17 protein-coding genes and 2 pseudogenes are annotated in these 16,825 nt (G+C 74.3%); 8 read left to right on the top strand and 11 right to left on the bottom strand.

The window, feature by feature from the left end:
• Window positions 1-110: 110 nt before the first annotated feature.
• Window positions 111-296, bottom strand: coding sequence for a hypothetical protein (locus tag AB0D49_RS37710; protein ID WP_362767341.1), 186 nt, complete (start codon window positions 294-296; stop codon window positions 111-113).
• A gap of 124 nt (window positions 297-420) precedes the next feature.
• Window positions 421-1,225: pseudogene (locus tag AB0D49_RS37705) on the bottom strand (ROK family transcriptional regulator).
• A 22-nt stretch (window positions 1,226-1,247) separates the two neighbouring features.
• Between AB0D49_RS37705 and AB0D49_RS37700 the strand changes: the two are divergent.
• Window positions 1,248-1,987: pseudogene (locus tag AB0D49_RS37700) on the top strand (Gfo/Idh/MocA family oxidoreductase); the annotation flags it as partial.
• A 20-nt stretch (window positions 1,988-2,007) separates the two neighbouring features.
• On the opposite strand, the gene AB0D49_RS37695 reads toward AB0D49_RS37700, so the two are convergent.
• The gene (locus AB0D49_RS37695) at window positions 2,008-2,703 is read right to left on the bottom strand and encodes a L,D-transpeptidase (protein ID WP_362767338.1); all 696 of its coding nucleotides are present in this window, start codon (window positions 2,701-2,703) and stop codon (window positions 2,008-2,010) included.
• A 209-nt stretch (window positions 2,704-2,912) separates the two neighbouring features.
• Window positions 2,913-3,704, bottom strand: coding sequence for an SDR family NAD(P)-dependent oxidoreductase (locus AB0D49_RS37690; protein WP_362767335.1), 792 nt, complete (start codon window positions 3,702-3,704; stop codon window positions 2,913-2,915).
• A gap of 50 nt (window positions 3,705-3,754) precedes the next feature.
• Between AB0D49_RS37690 and AB0D49_RS37685 the strand changes: the two genes are divergently transcribed.
• The gene (locus tag AB0D49_RS37685) at window positions 3,755-4,303 is read left to right on the top strand and encodes a hypothetical protein (RefSeq protein WP_362767332.1); all 549 of its coding nucleotides are present in this window, start codon (window positions 3,755-3,757) and stop codon (window positions 4,301-4,303) included.
• On the opposite strand, the gene AB0D49_RS37680 is transcribed toward AB0D49_RS37685, so the two are convergent.
• The 4 genes from AB0D49_RS37680 to AB0D49_RS37665 all read right to left on the bottom strand — a co-directional run bounded on the left by AB0D49_RS37680 (window position 4,294) and on the right by AB0D49_RS37665 (window position 7,552).
• Complete coding sequence (locus AB0D49_RS37680; protein ID WP_362767330.1) at window positions 4,294-5,208, bottom strand: SDR family oxidoreductase; 915 nt, start codon at window positions 5,206-5,208, stop codon at window positions 4,294-4,296. The genes AB0D49_RS37685 and AB0D49_RS37680 overlap by 10 nt on opposite strands.
• A gap of 233 nt (window positions 5,209-5,441) precedes the next feature.
• Window positions 5,442-5,810, bottom strand: a complete 369-nt coding sequence (locus AB0D49_RS37675) for a DUF4180 domain-containing protein (protein ID WP_362767328.1) — start codon at window positions 5,808-5,810, stop codon at window positions 5,442-5,444.
• Between the two features lie 27 nt (window positions 5,811-5,837).
• A complete protein-coding gene (locus AB0D49_RS37670) occupies window positions 5,838-6,467 on the bottom strand; it encodes an MBL fold metallo-hydrolase (protein WP_362767325.1) in 630 nt (209 codons plus the stop codon).
• Window positions 6,467-7,552 carry an S-(hydroxymethyl)mycothiol dehydrogenase gene (locus AB0D49_RS37665; protein ID WP_362767322.1) on the bottom strand — a complete coding sequence of 362 codons (1,086 nt, stop codon included), beginning with the start codon at window positions 7,550-7,552 and terminating at the stop codon, window positions 6,467-6,469. Before AB0D49_RS37665 ends, AB0D49_RS37670 begins: the two co-directional genes overlap by 1 nt.
• Before the next feature lie 245 nt (window positions 7,553-7,797).
• Between AB0D49_RS37665 and AB0D49_RS37660 the strand changes: the two genes are divergently transcribed.
• Window positions 7,798-9,171, top strand: coding sequence for an MBL fold metallo-hydrolase (locus tag AB0D49_RS37660; RefSeq protein WP_362767319.1), 1,374 nt, complete (start codon window positions 7,798-7,800; stop codon window positions 9,169-9,171).
• Window positions 9,168-10,028 (top strand): sulfite exporter TauE/SafE family protein, encoded by an 861-nt coding sequence (locus AB0D49_RS37655; RefSeq protein ID WP_362767317.1) that lies wholly within the window; start codon window positions 9,168-9,170, stop codon window positions 10,026-10,028. The genes AB0D49_RS37660 and AB0D49_RS37655 overlap by 4 nt, the downstream gene beginning before the upstream one ends.
• Window positions 10,029-10,083: 55 nt before the next feature.
• Here the strand turns inward: AB0D49_RS37655 and AB0D49_RS37650 are convergent, their stop codons facing one another.
• Window positions 10,084-10,371: a metal-sensitive transcriptional regulator gene (locus AB0D49_RS37650; RefSeq protein WP_362767315.1), complete on the bottom strand. Its 288-nt coding sequence runs from the start codon at window positions 10,369-10,371 to the stop codon at window positions 10,084-10,086.
• Between the two features lie 159 nt (window positions 10,372-10,530).
• Here AB0D49_RS37650 and AB0D49_RS37645 point away from each other — a divergent pair, with 159 nt between their 5' ends.
• The gene (locus AB0D49_RS37645; RefSeq protein ID WP_362767312.1) at window positions 10,531-11,115 is read left to right on the top strand and encodes a rhodanese-like domain-containing protein; all 585 of its coding nucleotides are present in this window, start codon (window positions 10,531-10,533) and stop codon (window positions 11,113-11,115) included.
• A gap of 108 nt (window positions 11,116-11,223) precedes the next feature.
• Window positions 11,224-12,978, top strand: coding sequence for an ABC transporter ATP-binding protein (locus tag AB0D49_RS37640; protein ID WP_362767309.1), 1,755 nt, complete (start codon window positions 11,224-11,226; stop codon window positions 12,976-12,978).
• A gap of 42 nt (window positions 12,979-13,020) precedes the next feature.
• On the opposite strand, the gene AB0D49_RS37635 is transcribed toward AB0D49_RS37640, so the two are convergent.
• Entirely contained in the window at window positions 13,021-13,326 is a 306-nt protein-coding gene (locus AB0D49_RS37635) for a hypothetical protein (RefSeq protein WP_362767306.1), read from the bottom strand.
• A 231-nt stretch (window positions 13,327-13,557) separates the two neighbouring features.
• On the opposite strand from AB0D49_RS37635, the gene AB0D49_RS37630 reads away from it, so the two are divergent.
• Together AB0D49_RS37630 and AB0D49_RS37625 are read left to right on the top strand one after the other, a co-directional pair.
• A complete protein-coding gene (locus tag AB0D49_RS37630) occupies window positions 13,558-13,920 on the top strand; it encodes a nuclear transport factor 2 family protein (protein WP_362767303.1) in 363 nt (120 codons plus the stop codon).
• Window positions 13,921-13,929: 9 nt separating this feature from the next.
• Window positions 13,930-14,142 (top strand): hypothetical protein, encoded by a 213-nt coding sequence (locus AB0D49_RS37625; protein ID WP_362767301.1) that lies wholly within the window; start codon window positions 13,930-13,932, stop codon window positions 14,140-14,142.
• Window positions 14,143-14,831: 689 nt separating this feature from the next.
• Here AB0D49_RS37625 and AB0D49_RS37620 read toward each other — a convergent pair.
• Entirely contained in the window at window positions 14,832-16,808 is a 1,977-nt protein-coding gene (locus AB0D49_RS37620; protein ID WP_362767298.1) for an AfsR/SARP family transcriptional regulator, read from the bottom strand.
• Window positions 16,809-16,825 lie beyond the last annotated feature (17 nt).

Genomic DNA, 16,825 nt, shown 5'->3' with positions numbered 1-16,825 from the left:
ACGGCGCCGCGCGCCGGGGTCTGCGGAGAAACGGCTTCCTCGGGGGAAGCCGGGCGGGTGCCGGTGCGGCGGGCGGAGCCCGCGGTGTCACCGGGACGGCGAGTCGGCGCTCAGGCCGCTCTCGACGACTGCGGGGCCGCTGTGGCCCACTCCAGGACGAGCTGCTGGTACTGCTCACGCTGCTCGACGCTCAGTGTCCCGCCCGACCGGCGCCACAGCGCCCGGATCTCCTCGTTGACCTCGGCAGCCGATCGCTCGGAGTCGGGTTCAACAGTGGTGGACATGCTGTGAAGCATACGGGGGTCGAAGTGAAGGCAGTGTGAGTAATCACCAATCAATCGGACATAACGGACCGTGTTGCTGATCACGTCCATCTGACGGAAACTCATGCGGAGTTCCACCATCAGGGCCGTAGAAAGTTCACTGCTCGACGGCCCCGAGCGCCAGGACCTGGATCGCCAGTACGGCCGCGCCGCGCGCCCAGTCGTGGAAGTCGGAGACCCTGGTCTCCAGCGCGACCGGCGCGCACCTGGCGGCACACGGCGGGGATGGTGAGATACGACACCGCACTGCCGCGCGTCCCGTCCGGGCCAAGCGGTCCGCCGGGGTCGATGATCCCGTTCCGCCCGAAGCCTCGGTCCTCCCCCACGAACGGCACCCGACAGCCGTCCAGCACCAGCCCGTAGCCGAGCCCCGCGCCGATGGTCAGCACCACGAACCGGTCCAGACCCCGGCCCGCGCCGAACCAGGTCTCGGCCTCGACCAGCGCGGCCACGTCGTTCTCGACCACCACCGGCAGCCCCGCGCGCTCCCGCACCAGGTCCCCGAGCGGTACGCCGCGCCAGCCAAGGAACGGCGAGTCGGCGACCACCGCCCGCCGCTCCACCGGGCCAGGGTGCGCGCGGCCCAGCGGCAGATCGGCGACCTGGGCGGGGTCGTGGCTGGTCAGGGGGCGTTCGGCGCGGGCGACGATCTCGCTGCGCAGGGTGGTGACGACGGCGTAGACCCGGTCGCCGGTGATCTTGAAGCCGAGGAAGGCGCGGGACTCGGCGACGATGTCCAGCGGCTGGGAGGGGCGGCCCTGGCGGGACGGCGGGGTGCCGTCCGGGACCTCGACGAGCAGGCCCGTCTCCAGCAGGGGTTTGGTCAGCCGGGTCAGGCTTCCGGCGGACAGGTCCAGCCGGCGGGCGATCTCCGTACGGGACAGCGGGCCGTGCGTCAGCACCTGGAGCGCGACGGAGCGCTCCCCCGGGGTGCGCGCGGTGTATGTGACCGATCCGCTGCCCGAGCGGGCCCGGCGGCTGGAGTCGGCGGAGGGGCTGACCGGCACCTTCCCGTCGTACGCGGCCATGCCGGAGTCGGCGGATGTCGACGCGGTCGCGGTGTTCACCCAGCGCTGGACGCACGGACCGCTGGTGCTCCAGGGGCTGGAGACGGGCAAGCATGTCTACTCGGCCGTGCCCATGGCGGTCACCGAGGAGGAGATCGGCGCGATCCTCGACGCGGTCCGGGCCACCGGGCTGACCTACATGGTGGGCGAGACCAGCCCGTACAACCCGGCGACCGTCCATGCCCGCGACCGGATCGCCGCGGGGGCCTTCGGGCGGCTCTGCTACGCCGAGGGCGACTACGTGCACGACATGGGCCTGGGGTTCTACGACGCCTAGCGGTACAGCGGCGGGGCGGACTGGAAGGCGACCGCGAGCTGTCCGCCGCCGCTGTACCCGACCCACTCGGTGGGCGGGTCCTGGGCGCCTGGCGGACGCACGCGGTGAGCGTGTCGGCGATCGGTGGGGTGGACGAGCGGGGCGACGGGGTCTTCGACCGGTCGGTCAGCCGGCTCGACAACGATGTGTCGAACGCCGGCGCGCTCTTCGAGGTGGCGGGCGGCGGCTACACCCTGCCGGGCGTCGTCGCGCACGAGTCGGCGCGGCAGGGTGGGGCGCGGCTGGCGATCCCCGACTTCGGGGACGCGCCCGGCGCGTGAGGTCCGGGCGCGGAGGTGGATCAGGTGCCCGGCTTGCGGCCGTACACGTAGACCTCGTCGCCGTTCTTCAGCAGCGACCAGTACTTCTTGGCGGCGGTCTTGGTCATGTTGACGCAGCCGCGTGAGCCCGGCGGGTTCCACATGCTGACGCTCGCCGAGTGGAACGCCTGGCCGCCGTCGAAGAACTGGGCGTACGGCATCGGCACGTTGTAGATCGAGGAGACGTGGTCGATGTTGCGCCAGTAGACCTTCTTCAGGCCGGTGCGGGTCTCGTCGCCGTCACGGCCGGTGCGGACCGGGACGGGGCCGTAGACCAGGCGGCTGCCGTCCTGGACCCAGCTGATCTGGAGGGTCAGGTTCACACAGGCGATCCGGCCCTTGTTCGTGGGGCACTTGCGGTCCTTGTTGGGGTTGTTGCCGACCGCCTTCTGCTTGTTCATCAGGTCCATCACGCCCCACGTGACGGAGCCCGCGTAGCCGATGTTCGGCGTGATGCCGTGCTTGGTCTGGAACGCCTGGATCGCCTTGCAGTCGGCGGTGGACTGCCTGCCGTCGACCGGACGTCCGAGGAACTTCTCGACCTGCTTCTGATGCGGCCCCGTCTGGGTCGTACAGCTCGCGGCCTGCGCGGGCGCCGCGCCCAGCCCCACCACGAGCGGTGCCACCAGCGCGGCCGCCCCTACGACCACGGCTCCGCGTCTGCGCATGTCCCCCATACCCGTACCCTTCACCCGCTCATTCGCGCCGCGCGGCTCTCGCGCGGTTCCGTCCAGCTAGACCGGAGGCGGGTCGGATCGGTTGTAGCAGCGCGGGGGCTGGTACGTAACGGTGACATTCGAGACAGGGTGTGCGGGCTCCGGGGAGCCGTCTGGTATAAGCGGTCCGGTCCCGGTATCGGCTGTCGATCCCGGTATAGGTGGTCCGGTCAGATCTCGGATGCCCGCATCGCCTGCCGGAAGCCCGAGTCCACGGCGGTGAGGCCGCCGTCGACGACCAGGGTCGTGCCGGTGATCCAGGCGGCGTCGCGGGAGGCGAGGAAGGCGACGGCGGCGGCGATGTCCTCCGGTTCGCCGACCCGGCCGAGCGGGTAGAGGCCGCGCGCCGCGTCCAGGGCGTCGTCCCGGCCCGCCCAGGCGGTCGTCCGGACCGTGCCCGGCGCCACCAGGTTGACCCGGACCCCGCGTCCGGCGGCGTGTCCGGCGAGCGTCCGGGTCAGCGAGCCGAGCCCGGCCTTGGCGGCGCTGTAGGCGTGGTTGCCGAAGTCGCGCAGCCCGTTGACGGACCCGATGTTCACCACCGCCCCGCGTCCGGAGGCGGCGAGGTGGGGCAGCGCGGCGCGGGCGCAGCGGTAGGCGCCGGTCAGGGTGACGTCGAGATCGCGGGCCCAGGTGGCGTCCGGCTCGTCCTCGAAGCGGGGGGCGTCGGGCGAGCAGTGATAGGCGTTGTTGACCAGCACGTCCAGGGAGCCGAGTCCGGCGGCGTGGGCGACGGCCGCCTCGACGGACGCCCGGTCGGTGACGTCGCAGCCGAACGCCCCCGCGTCCAGCCCCGCCGCGCGCAGCGCCCCCGCGGTCTCCTCGGCCGCCGCCGGATCGACGTCCGTGACCAGGACCCGGGCGCCCTCCTCGGCGAACCGCCGGACGGTGGCGGCCCCGATGCCCCGGGCCGCGCCGGTGACCAGAACCCCGTATCCCGCGAAGCGCGCGCTGTCAGCCATGGGGCGAAACCTACTGCCCCGGAGATCATCGCGGCAGATAGCGTGCGCCCATGTCTGACTTCATGGGGCAACTCCCCGCCCTCATAGGTGTGGTGGTCGGCGCGCTCGGCTCCTATCTGGTGGTGATGCGGGGTGAACAGGTCCGGTTCCGGCAGGAGCGGGCGGCACGCTGGGAGGAGCGGCTGCTCGGGGTGTACGCGGACTACGCGCGGGCGCTGAAGACCTCCGTCACGCTGACCTACCGGGTCGCCGCCCATCTCGGCAACGATCCGCATCCGCATCCGCTGAGCCCCGAGGAGGCGGCGCCGCTGCTCGCGGAGGCGGCCGTGGCACGGGACCCGTCGGGTGAGGCGCTGCTCCTGCTGGGCAGCCCGGAGGTGGTGGAGAGGGCGCGGGTGTGGGTGGTGGCGGTGATGGCGATGGAGGCGTTCCTGCGCGCCGGGACGCGTGATCCGGGGGCCTGGAGGGAGCTGCTGGAGCGGCAGCGGGCCGCGCGGGAGGCGTACTACGGGGCGGTCCGCGGGGATCTGGCGCTGCCGCCGGGGCACGGGGGGCGGTGGGCCCTGCCCGTGCCCGGCGACGGCGGACCTCAGCGGTAGCCGGTGGTGTCGGCGGGCCTGCCCTGGTCCTGGACCTCGACCAGGTAGCGCCAGGCGTCGGGGCGGCTGCCGTCCAGGTCGGTGAAGCCGTACTCCCGGGCGAGGCCGCCGCTGGACAGGGACTGCCCGTTGAAGCGGCTGACGTCCGGGTCGGTGGCGAGCGCGGCGACCGCGCGGCCGACATAGCGCGGGGTCTCGGAGATGGCGAAGTGCGGCTCCTTGGTGAGCGCGTCGCGCCAGGTGTCCTCGGTCACCCCGAAGCCCTCCAGCATGATCTCCGAGCGCAGCCAGCCCGGGGTGAGGACGACGGCGGTGGCGCCGCGCGGGCCGAGTTCATGGCCGAGGGCGAAGCCCATCCGCAGCACGGCCGTCTTGGCGAGGTCGTAGAAGAAGTTCACGCGGTAGTGGGCGGTGTTGTAGGCGAGGGTGCCGTCGGTCATCTCCACGACCAGGCCGCCGGGGCGGCGCAGCAGCAGCGGCAGTGCGTGGTGGCTGGTGATGGCGTGGGTGTCGATGGCGAGGCGGAGCAGCCGCAGTCCGTTGTCCAGGTCGTGCTCCCAGACCCGGGCGTCCCACTCGAAGAGGCGCTCGCCGCCCCAGATGTCGTTCACGAGGACGTCCAGCCGTCCGTGGTCGGTGTCGATGCGCTCGACGAGCGCCCGCACCTGCGCCGGGTCCAGATGGTCCGTCGGTACGGCGATGCCGTGTCCGCCGGCCTCGGTGACCAGGTCGGCGGTGTCCTCGACGGTCTCGGGGCGGTCGTACTCGGAGCGGTGGGCGCGGGTGCTGCGGCCGGTGACGTAGACGGTGGCACCGGCCGCGCCCAGTTCGACGGCGATCCCGCGCCCGGCGCCCCGGGTCGCCCCGGCGACCAGCGCCACCTTGTCTCGCAGCGGTCCTGACATGTCCGGCCTCCTGTGGTGCCTCGTCCATGGGACTCCCGTGTTCCGGGGCCCATGGAAGAGTCTTGCCGTGAAGCCGGACATCTTCTGTCTGCATTTCCGCGATGCCGCCGTTCGGTGGCGCCAGGCTGCCCGCTGTTCGGCTGCGGCAGGCCGCCCTCAGCCGCGGAGCCGCCGTTCGGCTGCGGCAGGCTCCCCTCAGCCGGGTGCCGCCGTTCGGCCGCCGCGGGCCGCGCTCACGCGCGGAGCCGCTCCTCCAGTTCCGCCGCGTCCCCGACGAACCACAGGTGACGGCCCCGGTTGGACTCGCGGACGAAGTCGCGCAGGGCGTCGCTCGCCGCGATCTGGGCGCTGATGTCCCCGATGACGGCGAGCCGCAGCCGGTAGTTCACGAACTTCTGGACGACGGCCCCGGCGACCCCCGAGCGCAGCCGGAAGAAGTCGTCGGGGAGGCGTTCGACCGGCACGGCGACGAGGTCGACCTCCTGGCCGTAGGTCTCGCCGATGAGGTCGAGTGCCGCGCGCTCGCCGTCCAGGGGCGGACCGTCGGGCGCGCAGCGCAGGACTCCCGTGCCGTGCAGGTTCTCGAACGTGTGGGTCGTCATGATCGCGATGGTACGGGCGGCCCGGACTCAGTGGCCCCGTTCGATCCACTCCGCCAGATGGGGCGCCTCGGCGCCGATCGTGGTGGAGTCGCCGTGTCCGGTGCGCACCACCGTCCCGGGCGGCAGGGTGAGCAGCTTGTCGCGCACCGAGTCGATGATCGTCGGGAAGTGGGAGTACGACCGTCCGGTGGCGCCGGGGCCCCCGGCGAACAGGGTGTCCCCGGTGAAGACGGTGTCCAGTCCGGGGTCGTACAGGCAGACCGCGCCCGGGGCGTGGCCCGGGGTGTGCAGGACCCGCAGGTCGGCGCCCGCGCTCTCGATGATCTGACCGTCGGCGAGATGGTCGTCGGGGTCGCGGTCGGGGTGGGTGAGCCGCCACAGCGGGAGGTCGTCGGGGTGCAGCCAGATCGCGGCGCCGGTGCGGTCGGCGACCTCGGGGGCGGCGTTCACATGGTCGTTGTGGGCGTGGGTGCACAGGATCGCGGTGAGCCTGCGGTCCCCCACCGCCGTGAGCACGGCGTCGGCGTCGTGGGCCGGGTCGATCACCAGCACCTCGTGGTCGTCGCCGACCAGCCAGACGTTGTTGTCGACGTCCCAGGTGCCGCCGTCGAGGGTGAACTGCCCGGAGGTGACGAGGAGTTCGATCCGGGCGGCCATCAGAGCACCACCACCGAGCGCAGCACATCGCCCTGGTGCATCCGGGCGAACGCCTGCTCCACCTCGTCCAGCGCGATGGTCTCGGTGACGAACGCGCCGAGGTCCAGGCGGCCCTGGAGATGCAGATCGATCAGCATCGGGAAGTCGCGGGAGGGCAGGCAGTCGCCGTACCAGGAGGACTTCAGCGCGCCGCCGCGTCCGAAGACGTCCAGCAGGGGCAGCTCCAGCTTCATCTCCGGGGTGGGGACGCCGACCAGGACGACGGTCCCGGCGAGATCGCGGGCGTAGAACGCCTGCCGGTAGGTCTCCGGGCGGCCGACCGCCTCGATGACGACATCGGCGCCGAAGCCGCCGGTCAGCTCACGGATGGCGTCGACGGGGTCGGTGTCCGTGGAGTTGACGGTGTGGGTGGCGCCCATGGAGCGGGCGGTCTCCAGCTTGCGGTCGTCGATGTCGACGGCGATGATCCGGGCCGCCCCGGCGAGCCGGGACCCGGCGATGGCCGCGTCCCCGACGCCGCCGCAGCCGATGACGGCGACCGTGTCGCCCCGGCCGACGTTGCCGGTGTTGATGGCGGCGCCGATCCCGGCCATCACACCGCAGCCCAGCAGTCCGGCCACCGCGGCGGACACCGCCGGGTCGACCTTGGTGCACTGTCCGGACGCGACCAGCGTCTTCTCCGCGAAGGCGCCGATGCCGAGGGCCGGGGACAGCTCGGTGCCGTCGGTGAGGGTCATCCTCTGCCGGGCGTTGTGGGTGTCGAAGCAGTACCAGGGACGGCCGCGCAGACAGGCCCGGCAGCGCCCGCACACCGCGCGCCAGTTGAGGATCACGAAGTCGCCGGGCGCCACGTCGGTGACGCCCTCGCCGACCGACTCCACGACCCCGGCCGCCTCATGGCCGAGCAGGAACGGGAAGTCGTCGTTGATGCCGCCCTGCTTGTAGTGCAGATCGGTGTGGCAGACCCCGCACGCCTGGATTTGGACGACGGCCTCGCCGGGGCCGGGGTCCGGCACCACGATCGTCTCCACCCTGACCGGCTCGTCCTTGCCCGGTGCGATGACTCCGCGCACTTCCTGCGCCATGTGCAGCCCCTCTCGTCGGTGATCGGCGTGCCGCCGCCGACCCTACGCGTGATCGTTCCGACGCGGCAGCGGGCTCGGCTGCGCCTGGGCCACGGGTGGCATCGGTCGAGGCACGGGGCGGGGCGGGGGCGCGGAAGGGGGACCTCCGTCAGGTCCGGACGGCCCTGGCATACCCCCGGGGGTACTCTGCTACGGTGGCGGAAAGATACCCCCGGGGGTAATGGGAGCAGGGAAGGAGTGCCGACATGTACTTCGTCGATGTCATCGACGTGCCCGGACTGGGCAACCGCGGCTATCTGGCGGGCGGCGCCGGGACCGCCGTGGTGATCGATCCGCCGCGCGACCCGGACCGGGTGATCGGCGCCGCCGCCCGCCGGGGCGTGCGGATCACCCATGTCGCCGAGACCCACGTCCACAACGACTACGTCTCCGGCGGCCTTGAGCTGGCCCGCCTCACCGGCGCCGCCTATCTGGTGCCCGCCGGGGCCCGGGTCGCCTACGCCCGTGTACCGGTCGAGGACGGCGACCGGGTGACCCTCGACACCGGCCTGGAGCTGCGCGCCCTCGCCACCCCCGGACACACCCCGCACCACACCTCGTACGTCCTCGCCGACGGCGGCACGGCCGTGGCCGTGTTCACCGGTGGGTCGCTGCTGATCGGCACGGTCGGGCGGCCCGACCTGGTGGAGCCGCGGCTGACCGGGCAGCTCGCGCGGGCCCAGCACGACTCGGCGCGGCGGCTGGCCGCCGAGTTGCCCGACGACACCCGGGTGCTGCCCACGCACGGCTTCGGCAGTCTCTGCGCGGCCACGCCGTCCGGCGGCGCGGAGGGGGGCGCGACGACCATCGGCCAGGAGCGGCGGACCAACACCGCGCTGGTCACGGACGTGGACACGTTCGTGGCGGAACTGCTCGCCGGGCTGGACGACGTTCCCGCGTACTACGCCCACATGGGCCCCGCCAACGCCCAGGGACCCGCGCCGCTGGACCTGACGCCGCCGCGGCGCGCGGACGCCGGGGAGATCGCGGCCCGGCTCGCGGCCGGGGAGTGGGTGGTCGACCTCAGGAACCGGGTCGCGTTCGCCCAGGGCCATGTCGCCGGGGCACTGAACTTCGAGTCGGCCGGGCAGTTCGCCGTCCAGCTGGCCTGGCTGCTGCCGTGGGGGAAGCCGGTCACGCTGCTCGCGGAGTCGGCGGGGCAGCTGGCCGCCGCCCAGCGGGAACTGGCGCGCGTCGGCATCGACCGGCCCGCCGCCGCGGCCACCGGTTCGCTGCCCGACTGGCTGCCCGACGGTGCCACGCCCCGCTCCTTCCCGCGCGCCGGCTTCGCGGACCTCGCGGCCCGCGCCGACGGGGTCGTCCTCGACGTCCGCCGGGACCGGGAGCGGGCCGCCGAGCACATACCGGGCTCGCTGCACATCCCGCTGCACCTGCTGCGCGACCGGCTGACGGAGCTGCCCTCGGACGGCACACCGGTGTGGGTGCACTGCGCGGGCGGGGCACGGGCGGCCATCGCCGCCTCGATCCTGGACGCGGCCGGGTACCCCGTGGTCGCGGTGGACGACGGCTTCGACGCGGCCCGCGCCGCGGGGCTGACGGTGGCGGCGGCACTGCCGTGAGCACCCTGGTCCTCGCCCTGGTCGCGGGCGCGCTGACCGGGCTGGCGCTCGGGGCGCTGGGGGGCGGCGGCAGTGTGCTGGCCGTGCCCGCGCTGATCTATCTGCTGGGCTTCGACCCGGCCGCCGCGACGACCGCCGCGCTGGTCGTGGTGGTCCTCACCTCGGTCACCGCGCTCACCGGGCACGCGCGTGCGGGCACGGTCGACTGGCGGCGCGGCGCGCTGTTCGCCGTCGCCGGGCTCCTTCCGGCGGCGGTCGGCGGGGCGCTCTCGTCCTGGCTGCCGCCGGGGGTCCTCACGGTGGCGTTCGCGGTGCTGGCGGGGGTGGCGGCGGCGGGGATGCTGCGGGGGGCGCGGGCGGAGGGGAAGGTGGAGGGGGAGGTGGAGGGGGAGGTGGAGGGGGAGGGGGAGGCGGAGGCGGGCCGTGCTGAGGGGTCCGGCTCCAGTTCCGGGTCCGGGTCCGGGACGGCGGTGGAGGCCCCCGGGGTTCCCGGGCGGAGGGGGCGGGTGCTGGGGGCCGGGGCCGGGCTCGGTGCGGTCACCGGGGTCCTGGGGGTGGGCGGCGGCTTTCTCGCCGTACCGGCGCTGGTGAACGTGGTGGGGCTGCGGATGCGGCTCGCCGTCGGGACGAGTCTGCTGGTCATCACCGTCAACGCGGTCGTCTCGCTGGTCGCCAGGACCGGCGCGGCCGTCCCCGTCGACTGGGCACGGGTGGCCCCGTTCGCGGCGGCGGCCGTGCTGGGCGCGTGGGACGGACGGCGGCTGGCGGCGAAGGTGTCGTCGGGCACACTGCGCCGGGTCTTCGCCTGCGCGCTGCTGGGTGTGGCGGCGTTCATGCTGGTGGACGGGGTGCTGTGAGCACCCCGGTCAGGCCGACGAGCGGGCGGCGTGCGGTGCGCGCCGGGCGCCCCGGTCAGGCCAGGGACAGGAACAGCCGCTCCAGCCGGGCCTTCATCTGCTCGGCCGACTCGCCGTCGCTGCGGCCCTGCTCCAGATCCGTCACGCACTGCTGGAGGCCGGTCGCGATGATCGCGAACCCGGCCCGGTCCAGGGCCCTGGACGCGGCGGCGAGCTGGGTCACCACGTCCTCGCAGTCGCGCCCCTCCTCGATCATCCGGATCACCCCGGAGATCTGCCCCTGCGCCCGGCGCAGCCGGTTCAGCACCGACTTCAGTTCGTCGCCCTCGAACCGCACTTCCATGATCCGCGCCTCCACACCACCGGCACCGGTACGGCCGCACCGGGCCGTACATACCCTTGGGGGTATTTTACCTCCCCCTCAGGCCGTTCCTCGGACCGTCCATCGGACTGCCCTTCACGCAGCACCGGAAGCCACGCACACGCAAAGGAAATTCCCCGCATGACCACTCACCCCACTCACCCCACGCCCTCCGCCCTCGACGCCGATCAGGCGCATACCCGGCTCGGCGATCTGACCGTCGTCGACGTCCGCACGCCCGGCGAGTACGCCTCCGGCCATCTGCCCGGCGCCCTGAACATCCCGCTGGACCAGTTGGAACGGGCCCTGCCGGTGCTGCGCCGGGTGCACGGCGAACTGCTCGTCGTCTGCGCCTCCGGGGCCCGTTCGGCGAACGCCTGCGCCCGGCTCGCCGAGGCGGGCATCGCCGCCATGACCCTGACCGGCGGCACGGCCGACTGGTCGCGGCGCGGACACGCCCTGGGCCGCCCGGCGTCCGGCGGACGGGCGGTGTGGCCGATGGAGCGCCAGGTGCGGCTGACCGCCGGGGCGCTGGTCCTGACCGGGCTGGGCCTCGGACTCCTGCACCCCGCCGGGCTGTTGCTGTCGGCCGGGATCGCGGGCGGGCTGGTGTTCTCCGCGCTGAGCGGCACCTGCGGGATGGCCGCGCTGCTGGCGAAGCTGCCGCACAACCGCCCGCGTCCGGCCGATCTGGCGGCGACACTCGCGCGGTTGGAGGCGCGGTAGACCCATGGCGGGAGCCGGGTCCGTGTACCCGGCGGCCCGTTGTCAGTGGCCCCCCGTAGTCTGGCAAGCACGGTCCGATCCGCCGTACCAGCCCGCCGAAGGAGCCCCGTGAGCAGCGCACAGACGGAAGCCGCCGCACCCCCGTGGCGCATGCTCCTCGGCTATGTACGGCCGCACCGCTGGGCGTTGCTGACCGGCGCCCTGCTGTCGCTGGTCACGGGGGCCACGGGGCTGCTGCTGCCGCTGGTGGCCCGGGGCCTGATCGAGGACCTGGAGCACGACCGGGCGATCACCGGCGCACTGCTCGCGATGTCGGCGCTGGTGGTGGCGAACGCGCTGGTGGGCGCCCTGGGCGGCTATGTCCTCCAGCGCACGGCGGAGTCGGTGGTGCTCGGCGCGCGGCGCACCCTGTCGTCGTATCTGCTGCGGCTGCGCATACCGGCGGTGGACCGCAGCGAGCCGGGCGATCTGATGGCCCGGATCACCTCGGACACCACGCTGTTGCGGCAGGTCACCACCGAGACCCTGGTGGGCCTGGGCACGGGCGGGCTGACCCTGGTGGCCACGGTGGTGATGATGGGCGTGGTCGATCCCGTGCTGCTCGGCGTCACCTTGGCGGTGATCGCCGGTGCGGGCCTGGTGCTCGGGCTGATCGTGCCGAGGATCAACCGGGCCAGCAAGGAGGCACAGAGAGCCGTCGGGCTGATGGGCGCCTCGCTGGAGCGGGTGCTGGGCGCGCTGCGCACGGTGAAGGCGTCCGGCGCGGAGCACCGCGAGGAGCGCACCCTGCACGAGGCGGCCGAGGAGTCCTGGCGGCAGAGCGTCCGCGCCGCGAAGTGGTCGGCGGCGGCGGGCAACACGGCGGGGCTGGCCATGCAGATCGCGTTCATCACGGTGCTGGCGGTGGGCGGCGCGCGGGTGGCGACGGGCGCGGTGGACGTCGGCACACTGGTCGCGTTCCTGCTGTACGTCTTCTATCTGATGGCGCCGATCCAGCAGGTGGTCGCCGCGATCACCCAGTACCAGACGGGGGCGGCGGCGCTGAGCCGTATCCAGGAGGCGCTGGCGCTGCCCGCGGAACCCCGGCCGGCCGCCGCCGAATCGCCCGCCCAGGACACCCACCCGGCCGCCGTCGCCTTCCGGGACGTCCGCTTCCGCTACGCCGACGATCTGCCGTACGTCCACCACGGGGTGAGCTTCGAGGTGCCGCCGCAGGGCATGACGGCGTTCGTGGGCCCCTCGGGCGCGGGCAAGACCACGGTGTTCTCACTGATCGAGCGGTTCTACGAGCCGCAGTCCGGGGAGATCGCGGTCGACGGTACGGAGATCGCGCGGTGGGATCTGGCGCGGCTGCGGTCGGCGATCGGCTATGTGGAGCAGGACGCGCCGGTGCTGTCGGGTTCGCTGCGGGACAACCTGCTGCTGGGCAATCCGGCGGCGGACGACGGCCAGGTGGCGCGGGTGCTGAAGACGACCCGGCTGGACGGGCTGGTGGAGCGGCTGCCGGAGGGGCTGGACACCCTGGTCGGGCATCGGGGCACCAAGCTGTCCGGCGGGGAGCGTCAGCGGGTGGCCATCGCCCGCGCCCTGCTGCGCCGCCCCCGGCTGCTGCTGCTGGACGAGGCGACCTCGCAGCTCGACGCGGTCAACGAGGCGGCGCTGCGGGACACGGTGGCGGATGTGGCGCGGTCGACGACCGTGCTGGTGGTCGCGCACCGGCTGTCGACGGTGACGATGGCGGACCGGATCGTGGTGATGGACGCCGGGCGGGTCCGCGCGGTGGGCACCCACCAAGAACTGGTGGCCGCCGATCCGCTGTACGCGGAGCTGGCGGCCACACAGTTCCTGGCCTCGGCCGGGTGAGCGGCCGGGGCGGACGAGGGGGTCGGTTCGCGACCGAGGGGGTCAGTACTCGACGGCGGGCACCAGGCCGGTGACCGGTGCGACCAGGTCGGTGACCTGGTGCAGCTCGCTGAGCTGGTGGAGACCGTTGAGCTGGTTCAGCTCGGCGAGCCCCTCGGACGGACGGGGAATGGCGGCCTTGTGCTCGGCGGGGATGTCCGAGACGGTCAGCGAGTCCAGCACGGCGACCGGGTTGAGCTTGCCGTCAGCGGCGGCGTCCGCCTCGGCGGCACCGGCCTGCGGCGCGGCGAGACCGGCTGCCCCGACGGCGAGACAGGCGGCGGCGAGAATACGACGAGTTGAGATCATGTCTTCAGCAACGCGTACGGACCCCGCCGGACACGGCCGACGCGGGCCCCTCACCCGACAGGCGCACCTCACGGACGCGGGTGTGCGCCCCCCGTCCCCGGGCCGGTCGCGGCGGCGGGCCCCGGGCCGCGTTTGCCGACTCCGCCGCTCCGGGGGAGGCTCGTAGAAGAGGTCCCCAGCGGCTCGCGCCGTACATCCCTCGCGCGGGCCGCGCCCTCCGAGGAGGTCACGATGGGCACTGTGGCGAGCCCCGTCTTCGACGCGAAGACCCTGCGCCGGGGCATCGAGGGCAATCCGAACACCCTGCTGGCGCTGTACGCCGACGACGCCGAGGTACGGGTGGTGGACCAGGTCAGCCGGCCCAGCCGTCCCAAGGTGCTGCACGGCCGGGACGAGATCAGCGCGATGCTGGACGACATCTACAGCCGGGACATGACCCACCGGCTGGACGACTGTGTGGTTCAGGGCGACCGGGCGGCGTTCACCGAGTCCTGCGAGTACGCGGACGGGACGCGGGTGCTGGCCGAGTCGATGCTGACCCTGCGGGACGGCCGGATCGCCCGGCAGACCCTGATCCAGGCGTGGGACGAGTAGGCAGGGGGCATGCCCAGGTTCCAGATACGGACACGACTGAGCTGGTCCTTCTCCGCCCAGGCGGGCGTCGGGCGCCCGCATCGCGCACCGACGGCCGTACGGCTGGCGCGGGCGGGGGTGCTGCGCGCGCTGCTCCGTGCGGCGACGCGCCGCGCCGAGCCGGTACCGGTGGGGCGCCACCGGTTCCGTGTCTCGCCGAGACGGCGACTGCGGCGACGGTGACGGGGGCCGGGGCTGGGGTGTGCGTGGGCGGGGCCGTGGGGAGGCCGCTTTGGTGCCGGGGAGCGTCGGCCGGAGCCTGGGCGGGAACGCGGGCGGCGCCGCGCTGGGGCGGGACCGTCGAGGGGGGTGCGGGCGGGAACGCGGCCCCGAGCCGCCCGCCACGCCAGGGCGGCGACCGTCGAGAGCGCGCGGGCAGGAACGCGGTCCCCGACGACGCCCGCCACGCTGGGGCGGGACCGTCGAAAGTACACCGGCAGGAACGCCGCCCCGATGACACCCGCCACGCCAGGGCGGCGACCGCCGAGAGCGCCCAGGCAGAAACGCGGTCCCCGACGACACCCGCCACGCTGGGACGGGACCGCCGAGAGTGCCCAGGCAGGAACGCGGCCCTGACGACGCCCGCCACGCTGGGGCGGCGACCGTCGAGAGCGCGCGGGCAGGAACGCGGTCCCCGATGACACCCGCCGAGCTGAGGCGGGACCGCCGAAAGTGCACCGGCAGAAACGCGGTCCCCGACGACGCCCGCCACGCTGGGGCGGGACCGCTGACAGTGCACCGGCAGGAACGCGGCCCGACGACGCCCGCCGCGTCGGCGCAGGACCGTCGAGTGTGGGCGGAGGACGGTGCCGCGACCGGCTGCCGCGCACCGGCCGGGCCCTCCGTCGGTGCTCGGGGCGGGGCGGTGGTGGTCACCGCGTGGTGGCGCACGCTCTCGCCTCCGCCAGATAGCGGGCCACCGGGCCCAGCGTCAGCATTCCGCTGGCCGCGCCCGCGTCCTCCGTGGCGGCGGCGCTCAGGGCGGTCTCGGCCCGCGCGGCGGTCCCGGGTTCGCCGAGACGGGCGGCGGCGTGGGAGGTCAGGCACCACAGGGCCTCCGACAGATGGTCGGGCGGGGGCGCGGGAGCCTCGGCGAGGGCGGTGCGGGCCTGCTCGGGGCGGTCCTGGGCGAGCAGGACGAGGGGGCGGGTCCAGGGCTCGTAGGGGCCCCAGTCGAGGTGCGGGTCGGTGGGCGCGGGCCGGTCGTGCAGCAGGCGCAGCCCCAGCAGGGCGAGCGGGAACAGACCCCGGTGCAGCCCCGGCATCCCGGCCGTCCGGAGGGCGTCCTCGGCGGCCCGGTACCGCGCGGCGGCCGTGGCGGGGGCCGGGCCACCGGGTCGGGTGCTGCGGGTGGCCGCCGCCCGTGCCCGGAACCACCGGGTGAGGACGGGGACGAGGGGCGCCTCGGTGGTGACGGCGAGCCGTTCGGCGGCGTCGGCGTACGAGGCCGCGGTGTCGAGGTCGCCGAGGGCGGACGCGGACTGGAGCCGGCCAAAGTGGCCGAGGACCTGGTAGGCGGGCAGATCGTGGCGGGTGGCCAGGTCGAGGATCTCGGCGCCGATCCCGTCCCGTACGGCGGCGAGTCCGGGCCGGGTGAAGGAGTGCAGGAACACCCCGTTGAGGGCGAAGGCCAGCAGCGCGGGATCGTCGCGGTGCCGTGCCATCGCCTCGGCCTGCCGTGCCGCCTGCCGCGCGCGCCGCGCCTCGGGCGCCGAGAGGTCCGCGCTGCGGCTCTCGACGGCGATCGTGGCCAGCAGCCGGGCGGTCAGATCGCCGGGGCCGTCGGGTCCGAGCGCGGTGAGGGTGCGCTCGGCAGCCGCGACGACGGCACGGGACTGTCCGGGGTCGTCGGCACGGGTCCACAGGGCGGGCACGTCGTAGGCGCCGATGATCCGGGCGGTCAGGTGGAGGTCGCCGGTGCGTTCCGCCGCCCGGACGGCGGCGAGGCGGTCGGCCCGGGAGCGGACGAGGGCGTCGCCACCGGCGAGGGCGAGGGTGCGGGCCAGATCCACGGTGGTCCGGGGACCGAGCGGCACGCGGGGCGCGGTCCACGCGCCTCCGTGGCCCCCGTCGCCTCCGTGGCCCCCGCCGCCCCCGTCGTCCCCGTCCACCGGTGTGGAGGCGTTGAGGATGTCCCGTTCCAGGCGCTGGAGTCCGGGGCCGGGGTCGAGCCCGAGCTGACCGACGAGCATCGCGCGGGCACGGCGGAGGGTGGCCAGCGCGTCGGCCTGACGGCCCGCGCGGTGCAGGGCGCGGGCCAGCAGTTCCCAGGCGGGCTCACGCCAGGGATGCTCGGCGATGTGGGCGCCGAGTTCGGCGACCAGGGCGGCGCCCTCGCCGGAGTCGAGGAGGATGCGGGCGCGCAGTTCCACCGCCTCCAGCCGCAGCTCCTCCAGCCGGGTCCGTTCGCGCCGCGCCCACGGGGCGCCGGGCAGATCGGCGTAGGCGGGTCCGCGCCAGGCGGCGAGGGCGTCGGCGAGGTCGGTCACCGCGTCGGGGCTGCGCCGGGCACGGGACAGGGTGTCCTCGAACCGGTACGCGTCGACCGCCTCGCGCGCCAGGCGCAGCGCGTAACCGGGACCCTCCGTGACGATGAGGCGCGGTGGGTCGCGGGGCGGGCGGTCGGGTTCGAGGGCGCGGCGCAGCGCGGCCACGAAGGTGCGCAGGGCACCGAGGGCCCGTTCCGGTGGGTCGGTCCACAGATCGTCGACGAGGGTGTCGGTGGTGACCATCCGTCCCTCGGCGGCGACGAGCCGGGCGAGCACCTCACGGTGGCGGGGTCCGCCCAGGTCGACCGGGCTGCCGTCGTCGTGGAGGGCTCGCACGGTTCCGAGCACGTCGATGCGCATGACTCCATCCTCGGGGT

This window comes from Streptomyces sp. NPDC048290 (assembly GCF_040652095.1).
Classification (GTDB): domain Bacteria; phylum Actinomycetota; class Actinomycetes; order Streptomycetales; family Streptomycetaceae; genus Streptomyces.
Note: the sequence above shows the minus strand (reverse complement) of the source record. Positions and strands in the feature narration are given on the sequence as shown.

What these genes read in the sequence shown, in the direction of transcription:
- AB0D49_RS37710 (WP_362767341.1), bottom strand. Translation starts at nt 296, where the DNA reads ATGCTTCACAGCATGTCCACCACTGTTGAACCCGACTCCGAGCGATCG.
- AB0D49_RS37695 (WP_362767338.1), bottom strand. Translation starts at nt 2,703, where the DNA reads ATGGGGGACATGCGCAGACGCGGAGCCGTGGTCGTAGGGGCGGCCGCG.
- AB0D49_RS37690 (WP_362767335.1), bottom strand. Translation starts at nt 3,704, where the DNA reads ATGGCTGACAGCGCGCGCTTCGCGGGATACGGGGTTCTGGTCACCGGC.
- AB0D49_RS37685 (WP_362767332.1), top strand. Translation starts at nt 3,755, where the DNA reads ATGTCTGACTTCATGGGGCAACTCCCCGCCCTCATAGGTGTGGTGGTC.
- AB0D49_RS37680 (WP_362767330.1), bottom strand. Translation starts at nt 5,208, where the DNA reads ATGTCAGGACCGCTGCGAGACAAGGTGGCGCTGGTCGCCGGGGCGACC.
- AB0D49_RS37675 (WP_362767328.1), bottom strand. Translation starts at nt 5,810, where the DNA reads ATGACGACCCACACGTTCGAGAACCTGCACGGCACGGGAGTCCTGCGC.
- AB0D49_RS37670 (WP_362767325.1), bottom strand. Translation starts at nt 6,467, where the DNA reads ATGGCCGCCCGGATCGAACTCCTCGTCACCTCCGGGCAGTTCACCCTC.
- AB0D49_RS37665 (WP_362767322.1), bottom strand. Translation starts at nt 7,552, where the DNA reads ATGGCGCAGGAAGTGCGCGGAGTCATCGCACCGGGCAAGGACGAGCCG.
- AB0D49_RS37660 (WP_362767319.1), top strand. Translation starts at nt 7,798, where the DNA reads ATGTACTTCGTCGATGTCATCGACGTGCCCGGACTGGGCAACCGCGGC.
- AB0D49_RS37650 (WP_362767315.1), bottom strand. Translation starts at nt 10,371, where the DNA reads ATGGAAGTGCGGTTCGAGGGCGACGAACTGAAGTCGGTGCTGAACCGG.
- AB0D49_RS37645 (WP_362767312.1), top strand. Translation starts at nt 10,531, where the DNA reads ATGACCACTCACCCCACTCACCCCACGCCCTCCGCCCTCGACGCCGAT.
- AB0D49_RS37635 (WP_362767306.1), bottom strand. Translation starts at nt 13,326, where the DNA reads ATGATCTCAACTCGTCGTATTCTCGCCGCCGCCTGTCTCGCCGTCGGG.
- AB0D49_RS37630 (WP_362767303.1), top strand. Translation starts at nt 13,558, where the DNA reads ATGGGCACTGTGGCGAGCCCCGTCTTCGACGCGAAGACCCTGCGCCGG.
- AB0D49_RS37625 (WP_362767301.1), top strand. Translation starts at nt 13,930, where the DNA reads ATGCCCAGGTTCCAGATACGGACACGACTGAGCTGGTCCTTCTCCGCC.
- AB0D49_RS37620 (WP_362767298.1), bottom strand. Translation starts at nt 16,808, where the DNA reads ATGCGCATCGACGTGCTCGGAACCGTGCGAGCCCTCCACGACGACGGC.